This is a genomic window from Amycolatopsis suaedae (assembly GCF_004214935.1).
In the GTDB taxonomy this organism is placed as follows: domain Bacteria; phylum Actinomycetota; class Actinomycetes; order Mycobacteriales; family Pseudonocardiaceae; genus Amycolatopsis; species Amycolatopsis suaedae.
In genome coordinates this window covers 1-24457 of sequence record NZ_SFCC01000013.1, presented here as the reverse complement: position 1 = coordinate 24457, position 24457 = coordinate 1, and the positions used below count along the sequence as shown (strand labels likewise).

Genomic DNA, 24457 nt, shown 5'->3' with positions numbered 1-24457 from the left:
CAACCATGCCGGTACTGCTGAACGAGCACATCGCCGCCGGGCAGGCGGAGACGGCGATCGCCGACGAGGCGGGCGAGCTGAGCTGGGCGGAACTGGGCGAGCGGGTGAACAGGTGGGGCGACCTGCTCGCCTCCCGCGGCCTGGGTGAGGGCGACCGGCTGGCCTGCGTGCTGGGCAACCGGCGGGAGACCTTCGAGCTGCTGCTGGCCTGCCTGCACCGCGGCATCACGCTGGTACCGGTGAACTGGCACCTGACGGCGCCGGAGATCGCCTACATCCTGACCGACTCGGCCAGCCGCGCGCTGGTCACCGAACCCGCCTACGCCGCCACCGCGGCGGCGGGCCTGGCCGCGTCCACCGGCACCTGCTCGGTGCGGCTGGTGCTCGGCACCGAGGCGATCGCCGGCCTGGACGCCGCCGAGCCGCTGCTGGCCCGCGCCGATCCGGCCGAGCCCGCGGCGCAGATCTGCGGCGCCACCATGCTCTACACCTCCGGCACCACCGGCGCGCCCAAGGGCGTGGTGAACGGGCTGTTCGTCGTCGGCGCCCCGTTCCGGCGGGTGGCCAAGCTGACCCGCTACGCCCGCGCCGTGCTGGACGTGCCGGCGGGGGAGCGGTGCCTGCTGGACGGGCCCTGGTACCACTCCTCGCAACTGTTCTTCTCCCTGCTCGGCCTGCTGCTCGGCTCCCGGCTGGTGATCCGCGGGCATTTCGACCCGGCGGCCACGCTGGCGGTCATCGACGCGCAGCGGATCACCGCGGCACACCTGGTGCCGACCCAGTTCGTCCGGCTGCTGCGGCTCGACCAGGCCACCAGGGCCGGCTTCTCCGGGGCCAGCCTGCGCCGGGTGTGGCACGGCGGCGGCCCGTGCCCGCCCGAGGTCAAGCGCCGCATGATCGACTGGTGGGGGCCGGTGCTGCTGGAGTACTACGGCGCCACCGAGGGCGGCGCGGTCACCCTGGCGACCTCCGGCGACTGGCTGGCCCGGCCCGGCACCGTCGGGAAAGCCGTGCCGCCCAACGAGATCGTCGTCGTCGACGAGGACGGCCGGCCACTGCCGCCCGGCCGGACGGGGCGGGTCTTCGTGCGCAGGCGCACGGGTGCCGGGTTCAGCTACCACAACGCGCCGGACAAGACCGCGTCCGCGCACCTGGAGCCCGGCACGTTCACCTTCGGCGACGTCGGCCACCTCGACGCCGACGGGTTCCTGTACCTGACCGGCCGCGCGCAGGACATGATCGTCTCCGGCGGGGTCAACGTCTACCCGGCCGAGGTGGAGGCCGTGCTGCTGACCCATCCCGCGGTGCGGGACGCCGCCGTGGTCGGCACCCCCGACGACGAGTTCGGCGAACGGGTGGTGGCCGTCGTCGAGGCCGACGACACGGGCGAGCTGGCCGCGTCGCTGGACGCGCACTGCCGCCGGTCGCTGGCCGGGTTCAAGACACCGCGCGCCTACCAGGTCGTCGCCTCGCTGCCGAGGGAGGGAACCGGCAAGCTGCGCAAGGACCTGCTCGCGGCGGCCGCGCGGCCCGACATCGCCGACCCGGCCACGTTCCGGCACGGCGTGCCGCACGCCGAGTTCGCCCGCAGGCGGGCCACCGAGCCGGTCGCCTGGGTGGACGAGCCGCTGCTGGTGCGGCACAGCAGCGCGGGCCGGACCGCCGAGCGCGGCAGCGGGTACTGGGCGGTGACCACCCACGACGCCGTCGTGTCGGTGTCGCGCCGGACCGGGGAGTTCTCCTCGGCCGCCAACGGCGCGTTCCTGCGCGACCCGCGGTCCCGGGCCGATCTGGCCCTGATGCGGCAGCTGCTGGTGAACATGGACGCCCCCGACCACGTCCGGATCCGGCGGCTGGTCGCCGCCGTGTTCACCCCGAAGGCGGTGCGGGGCCTGGCCGCCAGCGTCGAGGCGCACGCGCGGGCACTGGTCGGCCGGGTGGTCGCCGCGGGCGAGTTCGACGTGGTGAGCGACCTGGCCGCCGAGCTGCCGCTGCTGGTGCTGTGCGACCTGCTGGGCATGCCGCCGTCGGACCGGCACCTGCTCTACCGCTGGAGCAACGCGCTGGTCGGCTTCGACGACCCGGAGTTCGGCGGCGGTGACGTCGAGGCGTACAACCGCGCCTTCGGTGAGGCGTTCCAGTACGCGCTGAGCCTGCGGCTGACCCGTCAGGAGGAGCCCGGCGGCGACCTGATGAGCAGGCTGGCCACCGTGGAGCTGGACGGCAGGCGCCTGTCGGACCGGGAGTTCTGCAGCCTGTGGCTGCTGCTCGTGGTCGCGGGCAACGAGACCACGCGGCACCTGATCTCCGGTGCGGTGCAGGCGCTGGCGGCCCATCCCGGTGAGCGGGACCGGCTGGTGTCCGGCGAGGTCGGCGTCGCCACCGCGGCAGAGGAACTGCTGCGCTGGGTCACGCCGATCATGATGTTCCGCCGCACCGCGACCGTCGACACCGAGATCGCCGGGCAGCCGGTCGCCGCCGGCGACAAGGTGGTCCTGTACTACACCTCGGCCAACCGGGACGCCACGGTGTTCGCCGGCGCGGACCGGCTCGACCTCGGCCGCACCCCCAACCCGCACCTGGCGTTCGGCATCGGCCCGCACTTCTGCCTCGGTGCCCACCTGGCGCGGCTGGAGGTGGTGACGCTGCTGACCACGCTGCGGCCGCACCTGCCCGCGCTGCGGCTGACCGGTCCGGTGACGCGGCTGCAGTCGAACTTCGTCAACGGCGCCAAGACGATGCCCGCCCGTATTGGGTGAGTTCGCCCGATATGAGAAATGCACATCGTTTCGGTTATCCGCTCACTACTGCCCGAAGCGGTGCGAACCCATGATGTAGCTCGTACTCGTGTATTCGCCGCCGGATTTCCACTGGCGACAGGAAGGTCTGTGTCATGACGTTGCACCTCGACTCGGAGGCGGGGGCGGTGCCTGCCGCCGAGGGCCCACCGCCAACACCGTCAACCTCGGCCGACCATGCGATCCTGGCCGAGGGACTCGTCAAACGCTTCGGCGACACCACCGCACTGGACGGCGTCGACCTCGCTGTGCGTTCGGGGTCCGTGCTGGGACTGCTCGGGCCCAACGGCGCGGGCAAGACGACGGCCGTGCGCATCCTGGCCACGCTCATGCACCCGGACAGCGGGCACGCCACTGTCGGCGGGTACGACGTCGTGCGGCAGTCGCACCAGGTGCGTCAGCTGATCGGCCTCACCGGGCAGTACGCGGCGGTCGACGAGAAACTCACCGGCACCGAGAACCTGGTGCTGGTGGCCAGGTTGCTCGGCCTGTCCAGGGCGGGCGCCAAGGCCAGGGCCAAGGAACTGCTGGCCGATTTCCGGCTGGAGGAGGCCGCCGACCGGGCGGCCAAGACCTACTCGGGCGGTATGCGCAGGCGGCTGGACCTGGCGGCGAGCCTCATCGGGCGGCCGCGGCTGCTCTTCCTCGACGAGCCCACCACCGGACTGGATCCCCGTGCGCGGCTGGACCTGTGGGACGTCCTGCGCGGCCTCGTCGCCGACGGCACCACGATCCTGCTCACCACCCAGTACCTGGAGGAGGCCGACGCGCTGGCCGACGAGATCTCGGTCATCGACCACGGCAAGGTGATCGCCCACGGCACCCCCGACGAGCTGAAGGCCAGGATCGGGGCCCAGACGCTGCTGGTCCGGCCCGCCGACGAGGCCGAGGTCGGCACGGTGGTGTCGGTGGTCCGCGGCCTCACCGGCTCCGACCCGGAGGTGGCGGGCCAGCTGGTCACCGCGGCGGTGACCGACCCGGCCGTGCTTCCCGCGGCGGTGCGCGAACTGGACCAGGCCGGCGTGGTCATCACCGAGCTGAACCTGCGCAACTCCAGCCTCGACGAGGTGTTCCTCTCGCTGACCGGGCACCGGACGGACGACGCTGAGAAGTCCACTGTGGACGGCGAGACCGAGGAGGTGCCGAAGTGACCACCGCGACCGCACCGCGGCCCCTGGACCTGTCGCCCCGGGTGTCACCGCTGAACGGGATCAGGCAGTCGCTGACCCTGGCCTGGCGCACGGTCGTGCAGGTCAGGCACAACCCGTCCGAGCTCAGCGACATGAGCATCCAGCCGGTGATCTTCACGCTGCTGTTCACCTACGTCTTCGGTGGCGCGATCGCCGGTGACGCCACCGAGTACCTGAAGTTCATGCTGCCCGGTGGTCTGGTCATGCACATGCTGTTCGTGACCATGTACGTCGGCCAGGGGCTCAACACCGACATCACCCGGGGTGTCTACGACCGGCTGCGCTCGCTGCCGATCGCCCGCTGGGCACCGCTCGCCGGCCGGATCGCCGCCGACCAGGTCAAGCAGCTGTGGTCGATCATGGTCGTTCTCGTCGTCGGCACGATCTTCGGCTTCCGGATCGGCACGAGTGTGCTCGGCCTGCTCGGCGCCGTACTGCTGCTGCTGGGCTTCGCGCTCGCGTTCTCCTGGGTGGCCGTGCTGGTGGGTGTCACGGCGAAGGACCCGGAGTCGGTGCAGATGTTCGGCTTCAGCCTGGTCTTCCCGCTCACGTTCGTCAGCAACGTGTTCGTCCCGACCGACACCATGCCCGGATGGCTGCAGGCTTTCGTCGACGTCAACCCGGTGTCCATCCTCGCCGACGCCTGCCGCGGCATGATGGTCGGCGGCAACGTCGCCGCGCCGCTGCTGTGGTCGGTGGTGTGGGGTCTCGGCATCCTCGCGGTGTTCGCCCCGCTGGCTGTGCGCGCCTTCAAGAAGCGCATCTGAGCGGCCCGTGACGGCGAAAGGCCCCTTCGTCCCGCCGGGACGAAGGGGCCTTTCGCCGTCACGGGCCGCTCAGCGGGCCGGCGTGACCGAGGCGGGCAGGGCCAGCGGCCGCGTGCTGGTGCGGCTCAGCCACCAGCGGGCGATCAGCAGGTGGCTGATCCACGGCAGCCAGGCGACGGCGGCGAAGAAGTAGGCCAGGTTGAAGTCCGGGATCGACAGCGCGCCGATGAACAGGATCCGGCTCCACATGATCGCCAGCGTGAGCGCCACACTGTAGATCATCATCTTGCGGTGCTCGGCCCATCGCCGCTGCCGGGCGAACCGCACGCCGGCCAGGGTGGTGCCGAACCACAGCACCGCCCACACCGAGTTGCCGACGCCGGTCGCGGCGCCGAGGAACTCGGTGGTCTCCCTCGCCCGCAGCACGATCAGCACGACGACGGACAGGATGCCGAACAGGATCGCGTAGGCGTAGACGCGGCCGGTGATCCGGTGCGCCACCGGATACCGGCGGCGTACCCGCGCCGACAGCTGCACGCAGCCGGTGACCATGGCGATCATCCCGGTGGCGATGTGCACGATCAGCACGGGGTAGTGCAGTGGAAAGTCGTCGGTCAGGCCGATTCTGGCCTGCGCCGGGTCGAACGTCACGTAGGCGGGCACCACGAAGGCGGCCAGCCAGGCCACGACGACGACGGTGAGGACCGCCAGCCACCGGGCGCGGCGGCGCCCGGTGGTGCCGCGGTCCCGGGGTTCGGGGCGGGCGCGTGTGGGCTCCCCGGTAGACAACGTCACAACGGATCCCTCCAAAGGTCGCACGGGTTCGAAGTCATCGTCAGTTCCGCGCGGCCGCCACGGCATCCGCTGTGTTGCTGTGTTCCCGGCCGCTCAGGCGGCTTCGGCCGCCCCGGCCCGCGGCAGGGCCGCCCAGGCCGACGACACGATGTCGTCCAGGCCGAAGCGCGCCGTCCAGCCCAGGCGCCCGGCGATCAGGTCGGCGGACGCGACCACGCTCGCCGGGTCGCCGAGCCTGCGGCCGACGATGTCGGCAGGCAGCGCGCACCCGGTCAGCGCACGCACCGCGCGCACCATCTCCAGCACGGTCGTCCCGGTGCCCCTGCCGACGTTGAGCACCTCCCCGGTCACCTCGCCTGCGGCGAGTGCCTCGACGGCTCGCGCGTGTGCCCCCGCGACATCGGCGACGTGGACGTAGTCTCGCTCGCAACTGCCGTCCCGGGTGTCGTGGTCGCCGCCGTACACCGTCGCCCGTCCACCGCCTGCGGCGGCGTGCAGGAGCCGTTGCAGCAGGTTGACCCGGCCGGGATCACCGAGCCAGGCCCGCCCGGCACCGGCGACGTTGAAGTACCGCAACGCCACGAACCGCGGACCACCCGCCGCGGCGGCGTCGGCGAGCATCCACTCGCCGACGAGTTTCGTGCGGCCGTACGCGTTCGCCGGTTCCGTCGGTGCCGCCTCGGTGACCGGCCGGTGCGCGGCCGCGCCGTAGACCGCGGCGCTGGAGGAGTAGACGACATAGCCCACACGGGCGTCGATGGCCGCGGTCAGCACCGAGCGGTCCCCGTTGACGTTGCCCGCGTAGTACCGCAGCGGGTACGCGGTCGATTCCGCCACGTCCTTGCGGGCGGCGAGGTGCACGATGCCGGACACGCCGTGGCGGGTGATGACCGACCGCAGCGCCGCCGTGTCGCGCACGTCGGCCCGCACCAGCGGCACCCCGTCGGGTACCCGGGTGGACGAGCCGGTGGACAGGTCGTCGACGACGACCACCCGCCGGCCCGCGGCGGCCAGTTCCACGGTGACGTGTGCACCGATGTACCCGGCGCCGCCGGTCACCAGCACCGTCATGTCACCACGTCCAGAACCACTCGTCCTCGGGACCGGGCACGCCGTCGCCCCGCGGGCTCCGGGCTCTGCCGTGGCGGACGACGCGGTCGTGGCCCAGCCGGCCCCGGGCCAGCAGGCCCTCCAGCTCGGGAACGGGGTTCGCCTCGGTGCCGCGGAGGGCGTCCGCGACGACGGACAGCTCGCGGACGATCCAGTCCAGCTCGTCGGCGACGTGATCGGCGTTGTGCTCGAGCGTGTCGCCCCACAGGGCGGGCGCCGCCGCCGCGTCGGCCAGCGTCGTGTGGAACCGCGATCCCCGCACCGGGAAGCGCTCGCCGTCCACGTCGGCGAACCGGGCCGCCAGCGCCGCACCGATGAGCCGCGGGACATGGGACACCCCGGCCATGTGCCGGTCGTGGGCTTTCGGCGTGACCCGCTGTACCCGTGCCCCGCACGCCGTGGCGAGGGCGGCCGCGGCGTCGACCGCGGCGGGCGCGCTCTCCGTCGAGGCGCACAGGAACCAGGGCCGCCCGGCGAACATCTCCGCGTCGACGGCGGCCGGTGCCGCGATGTCGCCCGCGGCGACGGGATGGCCGGGAACGTAGCGGGACATGTCCAGCCCCGCGGCGGCCGCCTCCGCGACGATCCGCTCCTTGGCGCTGGCGACGTCGGTGTACACGGTGCCCAGGCCGGCTCGCATGGCGCCGGCCAGCGCGGCGACCACGGCGGAGGGCGGGCAGGCCACCACCACCACGTCGGCGGGTGGGTCCGCCGGCGACAGGACGGTGCCGGCCTCCAGCGCCAGCGCGCGTTGCCGTGCCGCACTGTCCGGATCGGACAGCCGGACGCCGATTCCGTTACGGCGCAGGGCCAGCGCGATGGAGGTCCCGATGACTCCCGCGCCGAGGATCGTGACGGTCGAGAGGTTCACGTCCTCGACGATAGGGTGCGGGCGCGGGCCCGGGCTTCTTCCGCCGTGCCGTGCCGCTCAGGCGGCGAGGCGCGCGGCGATGTCCGCGCGCAACGCCTTCTTGTCGGTCTTGCCGATGTTCGTGACGGGCAGGCTGTCCACCACCACCAGCCGTTCCGGCCGCTTGAACCTGGCCACCCCCGCCTGTTCCATCGCGGCGACGACGTCGGCCAGCGCCACCCGCCCGCCGGGGTGCGGGACGACGTAGAGGCAGACCCGCTCGCCGAGCTCCGGATCCGGCATCGCCACCGCCGCGGCCTGCCGCACGGCGCCGACCCGGTAGGCGAAGTTCTCCACCTCCTCCGCGGAGATCTTCTCGCCGCCACGGTTGATCATGTCCTTGTCCCTGCCCTCGACGACGAGGTAGCCGTCCGGCCGCAGCCGGACGACGTCACCGGTGCGGAACCATCCGTCGGCCGTGAACGCCGTGGCGTTGTGCCCGGGGGCGCGGTAGTAGCCGCGGGGCGTGTAGGGACCGCGGGTGAGCAGCACACCCGGCTCACCGGCCGGCACCGGATTGCCGTCCTCGCCGACCACCAGCAACTCGTCGGCGGGGCAGACCGGACGGCCCTGGGTGTGGCAGACCACGTCGTCGGGATCGCCGGGCCGGGTGAAGCAGATGAGCCCTTCGGCCATGCCGTAGCCCTGCTGGAGCTCACAGCCCAGGACCGGGCGCACCCGGGTGGCGACGTGGTCGGCCAGGCGGGCCCCGCCGACCTGCAGCAACCGCAACGACCGTGGTGGCGCGGCCGTCCCGGCCGCCACGTGGTCGAGCCATCGCTGCGCGACGGCGGGCACGGCCGAGGTCACCGTCACACCGTCCCGCGCGATGGCCGCGAACACGTGCTCGGGCGCCGGTGAGCCGGCCACCACCACCGTGCCGCCGCACAGCAGCGCACCCAGCACCCCGGGGCCGCCGAGCGTGAAGTTGTGGCTCATCGGCAGCACCGCGAGGTAGACGGTGCCCGCGTCGTAGTCGCAGGCCGCGGCCGACCAGGCGATGCCGCAGGCGTAGTCGTCATGGGTGCGTGCGATCAGCTTGGGCAGGCCGGTCGTGCCGCCGGACAGCAGGAACAACGCCACCGAGTCGCTGTCCGGAGCCATCGCGTCCAGCCGCGCCGCCGCGGTGGCCGGGTCGGCCGCCGGTGCGCACAGCGCGGTCAGGTCGACGCCGCCGGGCCGGATTTCCTCGCCCGCGACCAGGATGTGCTCGACGAGACCGGTCTCGCCCGCCACCTCCGCCGCCGTGGCCTGGTGGTCGCAATCCCTGGCCCGGGCGGGTACGGCGATGGCCGTGGCGGCGGCCTGGCGGACGAGGTGGGACAGCTCGTGCCGCCGGTGCGCGGGCAGCGCCATCACCGGCATGACGCCCAGCCGGAAGCACGCGAGCACCAGCACGGCGAACTCCCAGCAGTTGGACAGTTGCACCACGATCCGGTCACCGGGACGCAGTCCCAGCTCCAGCAACCGCAGCGCGGCACCGTCCACACGGGACGCCAGCTGCCGGTGGGTCAGGCGCAGGCCGCCGTCGACGAGGGCCACCCGGCCGGGCCCGGCCGCGGTCACCGCCTCGGCGAACAACGTGCCCAGCGGACGGCCACGCCAGTACCCTTCGGCGCGGTAGCGGGCGGCGGTGTCTGCGGGCCAGGGGACGGTTCCCGGGGTGACGGACATGCCGTCATCGTGGCCGGGGCCGGCACCCGGATGCTTCTCCTGCCGTGCCGCGCACGGCCGCAGCCGCAGCGGGGGAGATGCCGCGCGCGGTGCCAGGCGGCCACGATGATCCGGTGTCCTGCGCGCGACCCACGACGGTCGAACTCGTCGTCCTGGCCGGCGGCACCGGTGAGGCCGCACTGCGGCTGCTCGACGACCGCCTGCGTGAGCGGTCCGCGCTGTCCGCACTGGTCACCGTCGTCGAGCGGCACCGCGACGGCCACGCGGCCGCGGTGACCGCCGCGTGGCGGGCCAGCAGGGCCGAGGTGGTCGCCTACGCCGACCTCGCCGCCGTCGGTGCCGGGACCGTGGTCGCGGCGCTGACCGCGCTGGTGTCGCCGCTGCTGAGCGGGCAGGCCGACGTCTCGGCAGGCAGCGGCGTCGCGGACCGGGGCTCCCGGGTGCTCGCCGGTGTGCTGAGCCGCGGATTCGGCTGCGTGGCCGGCACGCCGCGGTTCCCGTTGAAAGCGGCCCGCCGCGACGCCGTGCTGCCCCTGCTGGACAGGCTGGCGGGCACCGGGTGGTTCTTCGACACCGCGCTCCTGCTGCTCGCCCGCCAGGACGGCCTGCGCCTGCACGAGGCAGGCGCCGGGGCCGGCCACGTGCCGGTGCCCTCCGCCACCTGGGCGCACTTCACCGGACTGGTGCGCATGGCCTACCGGCTCGCCACCGGCAGCGGCGGCACCCAGCCGCTGCCGCCCGCGGTCACCGTGATCCGGCTGGCGATGTTCGGGATCGTGGGCGCGTTGTCCGGGCTGCTCTACGTCCTGCTCTACCTGCTGCTGCGGCAGGTGGTTCCGCCCGCGGTGGCGAACCTGGGAGCGCTGGTGGCCTCCGCGCTGGCCAACACCGAGGCCAACCGGCACTGGACGTTCACCCGCGCCCGGGTGGCGCGGGTCGGCATGCACCTGCGAGCGGCGGTGCTGTTCGGCGCCCACTACGCGATCACCACCGCCGCCGTGCAGGTACTGCTGTGGCTCGATCCCGGCGCGGGTGCCGTGGCGGAGGTGGTGACGTTGCTGGGTGCGGACCTGGTGATGACCGTGCTGCGGTTCATCGGTCTCGACCGGTGGGTCTTCCGGCGGGGCGAGATCACCCGAACCGGAGGGAGAAGCCATGCACGCCACTGAGATCCGCCGGCTGACCGAGCTGGAGGACCACCACTGGTGGTACCGGGAACGCCGGGTCACGCTCGCCCGCGAGCTGCGCCGGCTGGCACCGCCCGCGCCCGGCGAGCGGGCACTCGACATCGGCGCGGCCGGTGGCGGGAACACCCGGGTGCTGGTCGAGCACGGGTGGCGGGCGCTGGCGACCGACACCTCCGAGGTCGCGGTCGAGCTGGCCCGCGAACGCGGGCTCGACGCGTGCTGGGCCGACGCCAGGGACCTGCCTGTGGACACGGCGTCCTGTGGTGTGGTGACGGCACTCGACGTCCTGGAGCACATCGACGAGGACCGGCGTGCCGCCGCCGAGATCGCCAGGGTGCTGCGGCCTGGCGGGACCGCGCTGGTGAGCGTGCCGTGCGACATGGCGCTGTGGTCGGCCCACGACGAGGCCGTCGGGCACGTGCGCCGCTACGACCGGGCCGGGCTCACCGCCGTCCTGCGCGGCGCCGGCCTGGTGGTGGACCGGGTGTGGAGCTGGAACGTTCTGCTGCGCCCGGTGGTGGCACTCCGGCGCAAGCGGTCCACCGGCAGCGATCTGACCGAGCTGCACCCGGTCGTCAACGCCGCGCTGCGGGCGGTGATCACCGCGGAGCGGTACCTGCCGGTGTCCGGGTTGCCCGGTGTGTCCCTGGTCGCCCGAGCCCATCGGCCGGCCGCGGCAGGGAATGAGACGACCGTCGCCGGGACCCGGTGACACCGTTGGGGCGCAACGGTTCTCTGACGCTGGAGGAGTAGCTGATGACCGCAGTAACCCAGGCCGGCCCCACCGAAGCCGACCAGGCGGCCGTCGCCGCGGTGCCCGGCCGTATCGTCGCCGCGTGGGCCGCCCACGACGCGGACGCGTTCGCCGAGGTGTTCACCGAGGACGGGACCATGATCCTGCCGGGCGTGTACCGCACGGGGCGCGACGAGATCCGGTCCTACATGGCCGACGGCTTCGCCGGGCAGTACCAGGGCACCCAGGTGACCGGGCAGCCGATCGGCCTGCGGTTCCTGACCCCCGACTCGGTCGTGCTCATCACGCAGGGTGGCGTGCTCGGCCCCGGTGAGACCGAGGTGTCGGGCGACCAGGCCATCCGTGCCATGTGGATCGTCGTCAGGCAGGACGGGCAGTGGCGGCTGGCCGCCTACCAGAACACCCCGCGCGACGCCTGAACACCGACCGGACAGGAGCTGGAGATGTCTGTGGTACCCGCTGGTTCGGACGTGCAGTCGGTGGCGCGGCTGACCGAGATGGCCGACTACACCGTGCCGTTCGCCTTGCGCGCGGTATGCGACCTGGCGGTCGCCGACCACCTCGGCGACGGCCCGGTGCCGGTTGCCGATCTGGCGCGGGCGACCGGAACACACGCCCGTTCACTGCTGCGGGTGCTCCGGGCACTGGCGTGCCGCGGCGTGTTCTCCGAGGTCGAGCCCGAGGTGTTCGCGCTGACGCCGCTGGCCGAACCGCTGCGCTCGGACCATCCCCGGTCGCTGCGTGCGGCCTACCCGTTGCTGGCGCCCGACATCCAGGCGTGGGCCCGGTTCGATCACAGCGTGCGCACCGGGGCCGCCGCCTTCGACGCGGCACACGGCACCGACTACTGGTCCTACCTGCAGCGCCACCCCGCGGACAGCGCCCGGTTCGACGCTTCGCAGCGGGCGGTCACCGCGAGGGAGATCAAGGTGCTGCTGCCCGCCTACGACTGGGGTTGCTTCGGCACCCTGGTCGACGTCGGCGGCGGCAACGGCGCGTTCCTCTCGGCGGTGCTCCAGCGGCACCCGGATCTGCGCGGCGTGCTGTTCGATCAGCCGCACGTCGTCTCCGGGGCCGGGCCGGTGCTCCACGAGCGGGGAGTCACCGCCCGGTGCACGGTCGTCGGCGGCGACTTCCTGACGGCGGTGCCCCCGGGCGGTGACGGTTACCTGATCAAGCGGGCGCTGTACGACCTCGGCGACGGCGACGCCGAGGCGGTGCTGACCGCGATCCGGGCGGCGATCCGCCCCGGAGGGCGCCTGCTGATCGTCGAGCCGGTCGTCGAGCCGGGCGACGAGTTCGACTGGGGCAAGCTGTACGACCTGCTGCTGCTGACCATGCGCGGCGGGGGCAGCCGCACCGAGGGCCAGCACCGCGAGCTGCTGGCCGCCACCGGCTTCGAGCTGCTGCGGGTCATCCGCACCAAGAGCCTGCCGATCGTGGAGGCCCGTGCCGTGTAGTCACCGCGACGCCGAAGGCCACCCCCGTCCGCCGGACGGAGGTGGCCTTTCGCCGTGTGGCGGCCCGGCTCAGCACAGCACAGGCAGCTCGTGCACTCCGTGCATCACCGGGCTGGGCCGCCAGTCCAGGCTCGCGGCGGGGCGGGCCAGCCGCAGCCGTGGGAACCGGTCGAGCACCGTGCCGATGGCCACGACCGCCTCCAGCCGTGCCAGCGGGGCACCGATGCAGTGGTGGTAGCCGTAGCCGAAGGCGAGCTGCGCGTTCCCCGCCCGGTCCAGCCGTACCTCGTCCGGTTCGTCGAACCGGCCCGGGTCACGGTTGGCGGCCAGCAGCGACACGAGGACCGTCGCGCCCGCCGGAATGGCAACGCCGCCGAGCTCCACCGGTTCGGTGGCGTAGCGCAGGGCGATCTGCACCGGGCTCTCCAGCCGCATGAGCTCCTCGACCGCACGGGGCAGCAGGCCGCGGTCGGCACGCAGGCGCGCCAGCTCGTCCGGTGTACTGAGCAGGGTCAGCAGCCCGTTCCCGATCAGGTTCACCGTCGTCTCGTGGCCGGCCGTCAGCAGCAGGAACACCATCGAGGTCAGTTCGTCCTCGGTCAGCCGGTCCTCGCCGTCGTGCACGGCCACCAGCGCCGAGAGCAGGTCCGGCCGTGGTTCCCGGCGCTTGCGGTCCAGCAGCGGCCGTACGTAGTCCAGCATCGCCGTGGCGGCGACCGTGAGCCGGCCCAGCGGCAGGCTGCCGGAGGTGAGCGCACTGGTCAGCGCGTGGAACTCGGCGCTGTCCTCGGCGGGAATGCCGAACAGGTCGGTGAGCACCTGGACCGGGAGGGGCAGCGCGAGCCCGGTGATCAGGTCGACCGGACCGGACGTGTCCAGCGCGTCCAGCAGGTCGTCGGTGAGTTCCTGGACGCGTGGCCGCATCTGCTCCATGCGCCGGCGGGTGAACGCCGCCGACACCAGCTTGCGCAGCCGGGTGTGGTCGGGCGGGCCGACGTTGAGCATGTGGCTGTTCATGGCGCGGCGCAGGTCCTCCGGCATCCGCCTGCCGTTGCCGACGGTGGCCGTACGGCCCTGCAGCCGCAGGTCGGTGAGGGCCACCCGGGCGGTCTCGAAGCCGGTCACCAGCCACCCGGTCTCACCGGACTGCAGGACGATCGGGTGAACCGGGCCGGCGTCCCGCAACCGCGCGTACCCAGCGTGCCGCCGCGCCGCGTCCACCAGCAGGAGGTCGGTGCTGTACAAGGGTTCCGACATATCTGTCATCGTCGCGCCCCATCCGGTGCGCGCGCGTCTTCCCGGATGCGACGATGTCGGTCACCACGAGCGAGGGAGCGACGATGAGCACGGTGGTCTCGGCTGACGGCACGGTGATCGCCTACGACCGGCACGGCACCGGCCGGCCGGTTGTCCTGGTGTACGGCGCCGTCGCCGAGCGCGGTGGCCACGCACCGCTGGCCGAGTTGCTCGCCGGAGAGTTCACGGTGTTCAACTACGACCGGCGAGGCCGCGGTGACAGCGGCGATACCGCGCCCTACGCCGTCGAGCGGGAGATCGAGGATCTCGCCGCGGTGATCGCCGAGGCCGGGGAGCCGGTGTCGCTGTACGGCATGTCGTCGGGGGCGGCGCTGGCCTTGCTGGCGGCCGGCCGCGGCCTGCCGATCGAGCGGATGGTCGTCCACGAGCCGCCGTACTCGGCCGACGAGCGGCAGCGGGCCCATTCCCGGACGGAAGGGCGGCGGATCGCCGATCTCATCGAGAGCGGGCGCGCCGTGGACGCCATGCGGTTGTTCCTCGCCGCCACCGGTACGCCCGACGAGGTCCTGGACCAGATGCTGGCCGACCCCGGCATGGTGGCGCGGGCGCACACCATCGGCTACGACTCGGCCATCCTCGACGACCTGGGCACGGGCGGAGCGCCGCCCCTGGACCTGATCGCCGGCATCACCGTTCCCACGCTGGTCCTCGCCGGCAGCGAGACCTTCGACGGCATGTCGGCCGTCGCCGCCGAGGTCGCCGACACCCTGCCGCACGGCCGGTTGCGGGTGCTCGAGGGCCAGGGACACGGCGTTGCGGCGCAGGTGCTGGCACCGGTGCTGACCGAGTTCTTCGCCGCCGGTCAGCCCGGCAAATCGGCGTAGCCGCCGGTACGCAGGCCGTGCCCGGCGATGGCCGTGCGCAGCTCGCGGCTGGTCAGCGCGGCCAGTTCGGCGTCCCACCGGAAGTCCCAGGCGTAGCGGGCCCGGTCCGGGTCGTCGGCCTCGCCAGGATGGCAGTTGATCTCGATGCTGGCCGCGCGGGACGCGGCCAGCCGGCCGACCGTGGCGAGGAACCGGGGCAGGGTCAGCGCGCCCGCCTCGTCCAGCCCGCCGTAGCCGGCCGGGGCCACCAGCCCGGCCTCGCGGATCCGGGCGGCGAGCCGCCTGCTCAGCAGCCGGATGCCCGCGCCCTTCGGTCCCGTGGCCGCGCTGGACGGCAGCCGCACCGCGCCGACGCCGTGGCGGCGGGCCAGCCGCACCAGCACCGCCGCAACCGGCGGCCACAGGTGCAGGTGCTGGTGGGTGTCCAGGTGGGTCAGCGGCAGTCCGTGGTCGCGGGTCAGCACGTCCAGCTGCGCGGTGAACTCGCGCTCGACGTCGGCCGGATCCACCCGGCCCGGCGTCGCCGCCCTGACCAGGAACGCCCGCCAGCTCAACGGGAACCGGCCCCGCCGGTCCACCAGGGTCGGGATCTCCGCGGCGGTCAGCACGGGCGGGTCCTCGCCGACCAGCGCCAGGTGCGCGCCCACGCCCAGCGCGGGCTCGGCGGTGAGCCAGCCCGCGGTGCGCCGCAGTGCCGGGCCGACGGCCAGCACCGAGGTACTGGTGACCACCCCGTCCCGGTGCGCCCGCAGGATGCCGCGGGAGATCGCCTCGGTGAGCGCGTAGTCGTCGGCGTTGACGATGAGCAGCCCGGTCACGCCCGCAGCCGTTTCGGATGGAACACCCAGTTGCGCAGCAGCAGGAACCGCAGCCCGGTCGCCAGCACCGCCACCGCGTACACCACGATCAGCTCGACCGTTTCCGACACGCCCGGCCACAGCGCGTTCAGCAGCAGCACCCCGCCGCTGGTGAACGCCAGCCGGACGACCAGGTCCACCCCGCCCTCCAGCTGATGGCGGATGGCGTCGGCGGCGCCCCGGACGCCGAAGGTGAACCGGCGGTTGGCCGCGGTGTTGACCACGGCGGTGCTGATCAGCGCGACCGCGTTGGCGCCCAGCGCCGGCAGGAACGTGCGCAGCCACAGGTACAGCAGCACGTAGGCGATCGTGCTGAGCACGCCGATGATGGCGAAGCGGGGGAGCTGCCGCGCCAGGCCGGGCGGCAGCGTCGCCCGTTCGACCCGGGGCGGCAGCGGCACGTGCAGCGCGTTGCCGATCATCCGGCGCGCCACCCTGGCCATGCCCCGCACGTCGTCGTAGGCGGTGCGGACCAGGTCGACTGAGCTGTTCGGGTCGTCGAGGCAGTCCACCGGGACCTCGTGGATGCGCAGGCCGTGCCGCTGGGCCACGAGCAGCAGCTCGGTGTCGAAGAACCACTTGTTGTCGTCCACCGCGGGCAGCAGCGCCTGGATGATCTCCCGCCGCCCTGCCTTGAAGCCGCACTGGGCGTCGGAGAAGCGGGCTCCCATGGTGCTGCGCAGCAGGAAGTTGTAGCCGCGCGACAGGACGGCCCGCTTGACGCTGCGGGCGACGCTGGAGCCCTGCGCGTAGCGGGTGCCGATGGCCAGGTCGCTGTGGCCGGACAGCAGCGGCGCGACCAGCGGAAGGAACGCGTCGAGGTCGATCGACAGGTCGACGTCCGTGTAACACACGATGTCGGCCTCGCTGCGGCTCCACACGTGCCGCAGCGCCCGGCCGCGGCCCTTCTGCTCCAGCCGCTGGGCGTGCACGTTCGGCAGGGCCGCGACCAGCGAGGTCGCCACCTCCCAGCTGCCGTCGGTGCTGCCGTTGTCGGCGATCGTGATGCGGTACGGGTACGGGAAGTTCTCGGTGAGGTAGGCGTCGAGCCGGTGGACGCTGGCCGACAGGACCTCCTCCTCGTTGTAGATGGGGATGACGATCTCCGTGAGCCCGGTGCGGGCACGCGGCTTCGGCTGTTCGAGGCTGGCCAGGTGTTCCACCATGCTGACCCCCATGGTCGGCGAGCAGGCGAGTTCGTCAGAAGGATGGCCGGGCCGGGTCCGGTGAGTCGTCTTCCCGGTTGCGGCCGGGTACGATCCGGCACAAAGGTCAACGTCGACCAGGAAGCGGAGAACGCCTTATGCCGCAAGAAGTTCGTGGTGTCGTCGCACGGGCGAAGAACGAGCCGGTCAGCGTCGAGACGATCGTCGTGCCCGATCCCGGCCCCGGTGAGATCGTGGTGGCCGTGCAGACCTGCGGGGTCTGTCACACCGACCTGCACTACCGCGAGGGTGGGATCAACGACGAGTTCCCCTTCCTGCTCGGCCACGAGGCCGCCGGAACGGTGGAGACGGTGGGGGAGGGCGTCACCGACGTCGAGCCCGGCGACTTCGTGGTGCTGAACTGGCGCGCGGTCTGCGGCCGCTGCCGGGCGTGCGCGAAGGGACAGCCGCAGTACTGCTTCGACACGCACAACGCCGCCCAGCCGATGACGCTGACCGACGGCACCGCGCTCACCCCGGCACTGGGCATCGGGGCGTTCGCCGACAAGACGCTGGTCCACAGCGGTCAGGCCACCAAGGTCGACCCGTCGGCCTCGCCCGCCGCGGTCGGCCTGCTCGGTTGCGGCGTGATGGCCGGCATCGGCGCCGCCATCAACACCGGCGGCGTGAGCAGGGGAGACTCGGTCGCGGTCATCGGCTGCGGCGGGGTCGGCAACGCCGCGATCGCCGGCGCGGTCCTGGCCGGGGCCACCACGGTCATCGCCGTCGACATCGACCCGCGCAAGCTCGACTGGGCCCGCCGCTTCGGCGCCACCCACGTCGTCGACAGCAGGCAGGGCGACCCGGTGGCGGCGATCCAGGAGCTGACCGGCGGCAACGGCGCCGACGTCGTCATCGACGCGGTCGGCCGCCCGGAGACGTGGAAGCAGGCGTTCTACGCCCGCGACCTGGCAGGCACGGTGGTCCTGGTCGGCGTGCCGACGCCGGACATGAAGGTCGAACTGCCGCTGATCGACGTGTTCTCCCGCGGCGGCGCGCTCAAGTCGTCCTGGTACGGCGACTGCCTGCCCTCACGCGACTTCCCGCTGCTGGTCGACCTGTACCGGCAGGGCAGGCTGGATCTCGACGGCTTCGTCACCGAGACGGTGACACTGGACGACGTCGAGGCGGCGTTCGCCAAGATGCACCACGGTGACGTGCTGCGTTCGGTGGTCGCGCTGTGAGCGCACGCATCGACCACGCCGTGGTGCCCGGCACGTTCAGCCTCGACGGCGAGATCCACCAGGTGGACAACAACCTGTGGGTGCTCGGGGACGACCGGGAGTGCGTGGTGATCGACGCCCCGCACGACATCCGGCCGATCCTGGACGTGATCGGCGACCGCGCGGTGACCGCGATCCTGGCCACCCACGCCCACGACGACCACGTCCGGGTCGCCCCCGAACTGGCCGAGGCCACCGGCGCGCCGGTGTGGCTGCACCCGGACGACCTGCCGGTCTGGCGGCTCACCCACCCGGAGCTGCCGCCGGACCGGCAACTGGCTGACGGCCAGGTCGTCGAGGTGGCCGGGGTGGAGCTGCACGTGCTGCACACGCCGGGGCACAGCCCCGGCGCGTGCTGCTTCCACGTGCCCGCCCTCGGCGTGGTGTTCAGCGGCGACACGCTGTTCCACGGCGGCCCGGGCGCGACCGGGCGGTCGTTCAGCGACTACGGCACGATCGTCGGCTCGATCACCGAGCGGCTGTTCGCGCTGCCGGCGAGCACGGTCGTGCACACCGGGCACGGCGAGGACACCACGATCGGAGCCGAGTCCGGGCGCAGCGGGGAGTGGGACTAGGAGTGTCCCGTCCGGCCGACCGGTTCATGCGCATCCACGATCCGGAACTGCTGGCCAGGGGCGAGCGCGTCCTGGGGCCCGAGTTCACGGCGATGAGCGAGCGGGTGCTGCGGGTAACGGAGCTGACCTCCCGGCTCAACGTCCTGCCGTTCGACGACGAGGCGGGCAGGGCGGCCCTGTTCGAGCAGATCCTGGGCCGCCCGCTGCCCGCGCGGGTGACGATCTACCCGCCGTTCTACACCGACCACGGCCTTCGCCTGGACCTGGCGGAGGGGGTCTTCGTCAACCAGGGCTGCACGTTCCTCGACTACGCCGGAATCCGGCTGGGCCGGGGCGTGATGGTCGCCCCGAAGGCCACGTTCGTCACGGTGGGCCATCCGGTGGACCCCGGCGAGCGGCGCCGGTTCCTCAGCGGTGCGCCCATCGACGTGGCGGAGAACGTGTGGATCGGCGCCGGCGCGACGATCCTGCCCGGCGTCACCATCGGCCGGGACGCCGTCGTCGCGGCGGGGACGGTCGTGGCCGACGACGTGCCCCCGGCGAGCCTGGTGGCCGGGCCCAAGGGGACCGTGCGCCGCCGCTGGTAGTGCTAGTCCTGCGCTGCGTAGCCGGATCCCTCGCGGAGCGTAGCGTTTCGTGGCCGGGTTGCCGGGGAACTCCGGAGCGGAGAGGTGATCGACCGTGTTCTCCTGGTTGCGCAAGCTCATGGGCCGCCCGGCCTCGGCGGACGCCGAGTCCGATGTGGCCACCGACCCGGCCAACGCCGGCAGCAGGGTCTCCGGCGGCGATACCGGCCGCCGCGGTGGCGACGCCGAGAGCACCACCGGCCCCGGCCCGAACGACACCCACGTCGGCCGGGTGGCCGGCCAGGACGAGGGCTTCGCCGGCGATACCGGCGCGGAGGCGCGCTCCCGCGACACGTGACCGACGCGCTCACAGGGCTGGGCTCCGGGGAAGTCCAGTGTCCGGCAGGCCGGGCGAGTTCTGCACCCCCGCACTCGAGTTCCACGTTGCGGTGCACGGGAACTCGATCGTGTGATTTTTTCGAACACATGTTCGTCTAGAATGGGGGTGTGTTCGCTGAGGCTGGTACCCGGTTGTGGCGGCTGTCCGATCAGGAGGTAGCCGCCGTGATCCAGCGTGGCCAGGAGAGGCTGGCCGCGGCGGCGGCGCAGGTGCTGGAAGGTTTGGCGGAGTTGAGTGCGCGGGGTGCCGATCTGGGGTTCCGGGATCTGGCGGCGTTTCAGGTGGACAACCTGAACGTCTCACCCCGGCAGGCAAAGCAGCGGGTGGAGCTGGCCGAGGCGTTGTTCCGCGGCGACCTGGCGGGTCCGGCCGAGCTGGCCGCGACCGGTGCCGCCCTGGTGGCCGGTGAGATCTCCCCGGAACACGCGGCCGAGATCCACCGGGCGATCACCGCGTTGCCGGTGGCCGCGCGGGCAGGGTTGGAGGACATCCTGCTGGACCTGGCCCGCACCGCACCGCCGACCGCGGTACGCAAGGCCGGTGCCCACATCAAGGCCACGGTCGATCAGGACGGCCCGCCGCCCGAGGACGCCGAGGTGAGTCCGAGACGGGAGTTCCGCTCCAAAGTAGACCGACACGGCCGATACCGCTTCGCCGGGGTCCTCGACCCGGAGACCGGCGCCACGCTGGACGGGTTGTTCGATGTGCTGGCCAAACCACACCCCGCCGAGGAAGGCGTGCCCGATCTCCGGGATCAGGCTGAGCGGAAGGGTGACGCGCTGGCCGAGATCGTCGACCTGGTTGCCCGCACCGAGGACCTGCACACCCAAGCCGGGGAACGTGCCGTGGTCACCGTGACGGTGACGCTGGAGGACTTGGAACGCCGCGCCGGAGCGGCACTCGACGGCGCCGGATATCTGAGTGCCTCGGCGCTGTCCCGGTTGTGCTGCGAGGCCAAGCTCGTTCCGGCGGTGTTCGGCTCCGACGGTGAGGTCCTGCACCTGGGCCGCGAGGCCCGCCTGGCCACCAAAGCCCAGCGCCGCGCGCTCGCCCTGCGCGATCGTGGCTGCGCGTTCCCCGGCTGCACCCGCAAACCCCGCTGGTGCGTCGTCCACCACGTCCGCGAATGGCAACACGGCGGACGAACCAATGTGGACGAAATGGTCCTGCTCTGCGGACGCCACCACCGCGTCATCCACCACACCGACTGGACCGTCACCATGGTCGACGGCAAACCCCGGTTCCACCCACCCGCCTGGCTCACCAGGCGCCGAAGACCCAGCAGCAACCTCTTCCACCGCATCCCCGCCTAACCGGGCGCGGGCCCGCTCAACCGCGGGCCCGCGCGGGTTCCGCCGTCGTCACGCCGGGCCCGCCTCCGGTGGCCACACTGGCAAGGTGACGACAATCGTGCCGATAGACGCCGCCGACCCGGCCTTCGATCAGGTAGCAGAGCTGTTCGACGACTACCGGGCGCACTACGGCCGGGCCTCGTCTCCCGAGGCCACCCGCTCCTGGCTACACGCCCAGCTCACCCAGCGCCGGATGGCGGCGCGCGCCGCCATCCGGGCCGATCAGGTCTGCGGCTTCCTCACGACCACGATCATGCCCGCATCCCTCATGCTGGGCACCGCGTGGTCGATACGGGACCTGTACGTCGTCCCGCGCGACCGCCGCCGCGGCATCGCGAGAGCCCTCCTCGACCACGTCGTCCGCGAAGCCCGTGCCGCCGGTGCACTGCGGGTATCACTCCAGACCGAGACCGACAACCTCCCGGCCCGCACGCTCTACACCGAAGCCGGCTTCCAGCCCGTCACCGGCCTGGAACTGCTCACCCTCGAATCCGCCCCCCGGCCCTGACGTCTACCGTGTCCGCGTGACGACACGGGACGGGCAGGCGACTGAGCCGATCGGGCGCATCGCGACGGCGAGCTTCGTCGGCACCGCGATCGAGTTCTTCGATTTCTACGCCTACAGTCTCGCGGCGGCCGTCGTCCTGGACAGCGCGTTCTTCCCGCAGCTGGACCCGGTCGCGGGCAAGCTCGCCGCGTTCTCCACCTACGCCGTCGCGTTCGTGTCCCGCCCGCTGGGCTCGGCGCTGTTCGGCCACTGGGGCGACCGGGTCGGCCGCAAGGCGATGCTGATCTCCAGCCTGCTTCTCATGGGACTGTCCACGTTCGCCGTCGGCCTGCTGCCCGGCTACGACACCATCGGCGTCGCCGCCCCGATCCTGCTCGTCCTGCTGCGGTTCCTGCAGGGCATCGGGCTGGGCGGCGAGTGGGGCGGCGCGGCGCTGCTGGCCACCGAGCACGCCCCGGCGGGCAAGCGCGGGCTGTACGGGCTGTTCCCGCAGCTTGGCCCGGCCGTCGGGTTCGTCGCCGCCAACGGGATCTTCCTGGCCATGGGCGCGTGGCTGTCCGACGAGCAGTTCACCAGCTGGGGCTGGCGCGTCCCGTTCCTGCTGAGCATCGTGCTGGTCGGCGTCGGCATGTACGTCCGCGTGCGCATCGCCGAGACCCCGGTGTTCGCCCGCGTCGTCAGTGAGCAGCAGGTGGCCAAGGCGCCACTGGTCCCGCTGGTCCGCAACCAGTGGCGGGAGCTGCTGCTGGGCTCCGGCGCGATGATGGTGCAGTACACGCTGTTCTACACGGCCACCGCGTACTGCCTGTCCTACGGCACGGCCACGCTGAAGGTCCCGCGCGAGACGATGCTGACCCTCACCCTGCTCGCCGTCGTGGCGCTCGGCGTGTGCACCGCCGTCTCCGCCGTGGTGTCCGACCGCTTCGGCAGGCGCGCCGTGCTGATCGCGGGCAGCGGGGTGGCGATCGTCTGGGGCCTGGTGATGTTCCCGCTGATGGACACCCGCGAGCCGGTGCTGATCTTCCTCGCGCTGGCCGGCGCGCTGGGCATCATGGGGCTGAGCTACGGCCCGATGGGCGCCTACCTGCCCGAACTGTTCCGCACCCGCTACCGCTACACCGGTGCGTCGCTGGCCTACAGCCTCGGCGGCGTGCTCGGCGGAGCCGTCCCGCCGCTGCTGGCCACCACGCTGCAGGCCGAGTTCGGCAGCTGGGCCGTCGGCGGCTACCTCGCGCTGGTCGCCGTGATCAGCCTGGCCTGCGTCCTCGCCCTGCGCGAGACCAGGACCGACACCCTGGACTGACCCCACCGCAACTTTCCACGCGGGGAGACCCTGGACAACGACTCTCCATACTGCATACAGTCTACAAGGTGGACCTGTACGAGTACCAAGCCAAAGAGCTCTTCGCCCAGCATCAGGTGCCGGTCGGCCCACAACGCGTGGTGACCGGCGCAGCCGAGGCGGCCGACGCCGCCGCCGAGTTCGGACTACCCGTCGTCCTCAAGGCCCAGGTCAAGACCGGTGGCCGCGGCAAGGCGGGCGGTGTGCAGCTGGCCCGCACCGTCGACGAGGCCCGCGAGAAGGCCGGCGCCATCCTCGGCATGGACATCAAGGGACACGTCGTGCGGCGGCTGCTGGTCACCCCGGCGTCGTCGATCGACGCGGAGTACTACCTGTCGTTCCTGCTCGACCGCGCCAACCGGACCTTCCTGGCCCTGGTCTCGGCACAGGGCGGGGTCGACATCGAGGAGAACCAGGACAGCCTCGCGCGCATCCCGATCGACCCGGTCACCGGCGTCGACCTCGACACCGCCGCCAGGATCGCCGCCACCGCGGGCCTTCCGGCGACCTCTGCCGAGGTGATCGTGAAGCTGTGGGAGACCTTCGTCGCCGAGGACGCCACGCTGGTCGAGGTCAACCCGCTGATCCGCGACGGCGACGGCGCCATCGTCGCGCTGGACGGCAAGGTCACCCTCGACGGCAACGCCGCCTTCCGCCATCCCGCGCACGCCGACCTGGTCGACCGTGACGCGGAGGATCCGCTGGAGGCCAAGGCCAAGGCGAAGGATCTCAACTACGTCAAGCTGGACGGCGAGGTCGGCATCATCGGCAACGGAGCCGGCCTGGTTATGTCCACTTTGGACGTGGTGGCGTACGCGGGGGAGGAGCACGGCGGCGTGAAGCCGGCGAACTTCCTCGACATCGGCGGTGGCGCGTCGGCCGAGGTGATGGCCGCCGGGCTGGGGATCATCCTGTCCGACCCGGACGTGCGCAGCGTGCTGGTCAACGTGTTCGGCGGCATCACCGCCTGCGACGCGGTGGCCGACGGGATCGTGCAGGCGTTCGCACTGCTGGGCAACGTCGACAAACCGATCGTGGTGCGGCTGGACGGCAACAACGCCGAGCAGGGCCGCAAGATCCTCGACGAGGCCGCCCTGCCCGGGCTCATCCGCATGGACACCATGGACCAGGCCGCCGGGCGCGCGGCCGCACTCGCCGCGGGAGCGTGAACCGATGGCCATCTTCCTCACCGAGAACTCCCGCGTCATCGTCCAGGGGATGACCGGGACCGAAGGGCGCAAGCACACCGCCCGCATGCTCGCCGCGGGCACCAACGTGGTCGGCGGCGTCACCCCCGGACGCGGCGGCCAGACCGTCGAGATCGGGCAGACCACGCTGCCGGTGTACGACGACGTCGGCAAGGCGATGGCCGACACCGGCGCGGACACCTCGGTGGTGTTCGTGCCGCCGAAGTTCGCCAAGGACGCCGTGATCGAGGCGATCGACGCGCAGATCGGCCTGGCGGTGGTGATCACCGAGGGCATCCCGGTGCACGACTCGGCCTACTTCTGGGCGCACGCGGTGGCCAAGGGCAACAGGACGCGGATCATCGGCCCGAACTGCCCTGGCGTGATCAGCCCGGGTAAGTCGAACGCGGGCATCATCCCGGCCGACATCACCGGTGCGGGCAAGATCGGTCTGGT

The 24457-nt window shown here is 72.5% G+C and carries 24 protein-coding genes; 17 read left to right on the top strand and 7 right to left on the bottom strand.

The features are described from left to right. The first annotated feature begins 5 nt into the window (after window positions 1-5). The 3 genes from EWH70_RS24680 to EWH70_RS24670 all read left to right on the top strand — a co-directional run bounded on the left by EWH70_RS24680 (window position 6) and on the right by EWH70_RS24670 (window position 4755). Complete coding sequence (locus EWH70_RS24680) at window positions 6-2759, top strand: cytochrome P450 (protein ID WP_130477901.1); 2754 nt, start codon at window positions 6-8, stop codon at window positions 2757-2759. Between the two features lie 134 nt (window positions 2760-2893). Beyond that, a complete protein-coding gene (locus EWH70_RS24675; RefSeq protein WP_130477900.1) occupies window positions 2894-3949 on the top strand; it encodes an ATP-binding cassette domain-containing protein in 1056 nt (351 codons plus the stop codon). Next, window positions 3946-4755: an ABC transporter permease gene (locus EWH70_RS24670; protein WP_205669244.1), complete on the top strand. Its 810-nt coding sequence runs from the start codon at window positions 3946-3948 to the stop codon at window positions 4753-4755. The genes EWH70_RS24675 and EWH70_RS24670 overlap by 4 nt, the downstream gene beginning before the upstream one ends. A gap of 69 nt (window positions 4756-4824) precedes the next feature. On the opposite strand, the gene EWH70_RS24665 is transcribed toward EWH70_RS24670, so the two are convergent. From EWH70_RS24665 to EWH70_RS24650, 4 genes are all read right to left on the bottom strand, one after another. Then, window positions 4825-5550 carry a DUF2306 domain-containing protein gene (locus tag EWH70_RS24665; RefSeq protein WP_165436408.1) on the bottom strand — a complete coding sequence of 242 codons (726 nt, stop codon included), beginning with the start codon at window positions 5548-5550 and terminating at the stop codon, window positions 4825-4827. Between the two features lie 93 nt (window positions 5551-5643). Next, entirely contained in the window at window positions 5644-6621 is a 978-nt protein-coding gene (gene galE / locus EWH70_RS24660; protein WP_130477898.1) for a UDP-glucose 4-epimerase GalE, read from the bottom strand. A 1-nt stretch (window position 6622) separates the two neighbouring features. Further along, window positions 6623-7531 (bottom strand): prephenate dehydrogenase/arogenate dehydrogenase family protein, encoded by a 909-nt coding sequence (locus EWH70_RS24655; RefSeq protein ID WP_165436407.1) that lies wholly within the window; start codon window positions 7529-7531, stop codon window positions 6623-6625. Window positions 7532-7588: 57 nt separating this feature from the next. Then, window positions 7589-9244: a (2,3-dihydroxybenzoyl)adenylate synthase gene (locus EWH70_RS24650; RefSeq protein ID WP_130477896.1), complete on the bottom strand. Its 1656-nt coding sequence runs from the start codon at window positions 9242-9244 to the stop codon at window positions 7589-7591. Window positions 9245-9357: 113 nt separating this feature from the next. On the opposite strand from EWH70_RS24650, the gene EWH70_RS24645 reads away from it, so the two are divergent. From EWH70_RS24645 to EWH70_RS24630, 4 genes are read left to right on the top strand one after another with little or no spacing between them, the layout of a single operon-like run. Further along, complete coding sequence (locus EWH70_RS24645; protein WP_165436406.1) at window positions 9358-10413, top strand: GtrA family protein; 1056 nt, start codon at window positions 9358-9360, stop codon at window positions 10411-10413. After that, the gene (locus EWH70_RS24640; RefSeq protein WP_130477894.1) at window positions 10400-11143 is read left to right on the top strand and encodes a class I SAM-dependent methyltransferase; all 744 of its coding nucleotides are present in this window, start codon (window positions 10400-10402) and stop codon (window positions 11141-11143) included. Before EWH70_RS24645 ends, EWH70_RS24640 begins: the two co-directional genes overlap by 14 nt. A 44-nt stretch (window positions 11144-11187) precedes the next feature. Beyond that, window positions 11188-11604: an SgcJ/EcaC family oxidoreductase gene (locus tag EWH70_RS24635; RefSeq protein WP_130477893.1), complete on the top strand. Its 417-nt coding sequence runs from the start codon at window positions 11188-11190 to the stop codon at window positions 11602-11604. Window positions 11605-11628: 24 nt separating this feature from the next. After that, window positions 11629-12645: a methyltransferase gene (locus tag EWH70_RS24630; RefSeq protein ID WP_130477892.1), complete on the top strand. Its 1017-nt coding sequence runs from the start codon at window positions 11629-11631 to the stop codon at window positions 12643-12645. A 69-nt stretch (window positions 12646-12714) separates the two neighbouring features. Here EWH70_RS24630 and EWH70_RS24625 read toward each other — a convergent pair whose 3' ends face one another. Further along, window positions 12715-13902, bottom strand: coding sequence for a cytochrome P450 family protein (locus EWH70_RS24625; RefSeq protein ID WP_130477891.1), 1188 nt, complete (start codon window positions 13900-13902; stop codon window positions 12715-12717). 83 nt (window positions 13903-13985) lie between these two features. On the opposite strand from EWH70_RS24625, the gene EWH70_RS24620 reads away from it, so the two are divergent. Further along, the gene (locus tag EWH70_RS24620) at window positions 13986-14786 is read left to right on the top strand and encodes an alpha/beta fold hydrolase (protein WP_130477890.1); all 801 of its coding nucleotides are present in this window, start codon (window positions 13986-13988) and stop codon (window positions 14784-14786) included. Here the strand turns inward: EWH70_RS24620 and EWH70_RS24615 are convergent. Together EWH70_RS24615 and EWH70_RS24610 are read right to left on the bottom strand one after the other, a co-directional pair. Continuing rightward, entirely contained in the window at window positions 14765-15604 is an 840-nt protein-coding gene (locus EWH70_RS24615; RefSeq protein WP_205669243.1) for a ChbG/HpnK family deacetylase, read from the bottom strand. The two genes, EWH70_RS24620 and EWH70_RS24615, sit on opposite strands and share 22 nt — an antisense overlap. Beyond that, complete coding sequence (locus tag EWH70_RS24610) at window positions 15601-16809, bottom strand: bifunctional glycosyltransferase family 2/GtrA family protein (RefSeq protein ID WP_130477889.1); 1209 nt, start codon at window positions 16807-16809, stop codon at window positions 15601-15603. Before EWH70_RS24610 ends, EWH70_RS24615 begins: the two co-directional genes overlap by 4 nt. A gap of 137 nt (window positions 16810-16946) precedes the next feature. On the opposite strand from EWH70_RS24610, the gene EWH70_RS24605 reads away from it, so the two are divergent. The 9 genes from EWH70_RS24605 to EWH70_RS24565 form a co-directional block, all read left to right on the top strand. Next, window positions 16947-18032, top strand: coding sequence for an S-(hydroxymethyl)mycothiol dehydrogenase (locus tag EWH70_RS24605; RefSeq protein ID WP_130477888.1), 1086 nt, complete (start codon window positions 16947-16949; stop codon window positions 18030-18032). Further along, the gene (locus EWH70_RS24600) at window positions 18029-18646 is read left to right on the top strand and encodes an MBL fold metallo-hydrolase (protein ID WP_130477887.1); all 618 of its coding nucleotides are present in this window, start codon (window positions 18029-18031) and stop codon (window positions 18644-18646) included. The genes EWH70_RS24605 and EWH70_RS24600 overlap by 4 nt, the downstream gene beginning before the upstream one ends. Before the next feature lie 2 nt (window positions 18647-18648). Further along, complete coding sequence (locus EWH70_RS24595) at window positions 18649-19233, top strand: DapH/DapD/GlmU-related protein (RefSeq protein ID WP_240687205.1); 585 nt, start codon at window positions 18649-18651, stop codon at window positions 19231-19233. A gap of 94 nt (window positions 19234-19327) precedes the next feature. Then, window positions 19328-19570 carry a hypothetical protein gene (locus tag EWH70_RS24590; RefSeq protein WP_130477886.1) on the top strand — a complete coding sequence of 81 codons (243 nt, stop codon included), beginning with the start codon at window positions 19328-19330 and terminating at the stop codon, window positions 19568-19570. A gap of 149 nt (window positions 19571-19719) precedes the next feature. Then, a complete protein-coding gene (locus EWH70_RS24585) occupies window positions 19720-20925 on the top strand; it encodes an HNH endonuclease signature motif containing protein (protein WP_130477885.1) in 1206 nt (401 codons plus the stop codon). An 85-nt stretch (window positions 20926-21010) separates the two neighbouring features. Beyond that, the gene (locus tag EWH70_RS35565) at window positions 21011-21472 is read left to right on the top strand and encodes a GNAT family N-acetyltransferase (RefSeq protein ID WP_165436405.1); all 462 of its coding nucleotides are present in this window, start codon (window positions 21011-21013) and stop codon (window positions 21470-21472) included. A gap of 16 nt (window positions 21473-21488) precedes the next feature. Beyond that, the gene (locus tag EWH70_RS24575) at window positions 21489-22775 is read left to right on the top strand and encodes an MFS transporter (protein ID WP_240687204.1); all 1287 of its coding nucleotides are present in this window, start codon (window positions 21489-21491) and stop codon (window positions 22773-22775) included. Between the two features lie 68 nt (window positions 22776-22843). After that, window positions 22844-23983, top strand: a complete 1140-nt coding sequence (gene sucC, locus EWH70_RS24570) for an ADP-forming succinate--CoA ligase subunit beta (protein ID WP_130477883.1) — start codon at window positions 22844-22846, stop codon at window positions 23981-23983. A 4-nt stretch (window positions 23984-23987) separates the two neighbouring features. Then, on the top strand, window positions 23988-24457 hold a 470-nt coding region (locus EWH70_RS24565; protein WP_205669242.1), incomplete at its 3' end, for a CoA-binding protein.

Bases quoted from the DNA above. Each gene is read 5' to 3' on its own strand.
- EWH70_RS24680 (WP_130477901.1), top strand. From the start codon at position 6: ATGCCGGTACTGCTGAACGAGCACATCGCCGCCGGGCAGGCGGAGACG.
- EWH70_RS24675 (WP_130477900.1), top strand. From the start codon at position 2,894: ATGACGTTGCACCTCGACTCGGAGGCGGGGGCGGTGCCTGCCGCCGAG.
- galE (WP_130477898.1), bottom strand. From the start codon at position 6,621: ATGACGGTGCTGGTGACCGGCGGCGCCGGGTACATCGGTGCACACGTC.
- EWH70_RS24650 (WP_130477896.1), bottom strand. From the start codon at position 9,244: ATGTCCGTCACCCCGGGAACCGTCCCCTGGCCCGCAGACACCGCCGCC.
- EWH70_RS24640 (WP_130477894.1), top strand. From the start codon at position 10,400: ATGCACGCCACTGAGATCCGCCGGCTGACCGAGCTGGAGGACCACCAC.
- EWH70_RS24635 (WP_130477893.1), top strand. From the start codon at position 11,188: ATGACCGCAGTAACCCAGGCCGGCCCCACCGAAGCCGACCAGGCGGCC.
- EWH70_RS24630 (WP_130477892.1), top strand. From the start codon at position 11,629: ATGTCTGTGGTACCCGCTGGTTCGGACGTGCAGTCGGTGGCGCGGCTG.
- EWH70_RS24625 (WP_130477891.1), bottom strand. From the start codon at position 13,902: ATGTCGGAACCCTTGTACAGCACCGACCTCCTGCTGGTGGACGCGGCG.
- EWH70_RS24620 (WP_130477890.1), top strand. From the start codon at position 13,986: ATGAGCACGGTGGTCTCGGCTGACGGCACGGTGATCGCCTACGACCGG.
- EWH70_RS24610 (WP_130477889.1), bottom strand. From the start codon at position 16,809: ATGGTGGAACACCTGGCCAGCCTCGAACAGCCGAAGCCGCGTGCCCGC.
- EWH70_RS24605 (WP_130477888.1), top strand. From the start codon at position 16,947: ATGCCGCAAGAAGTTCGTGGTGTCGTCGCACGGGCGAAGAACGAGCCG.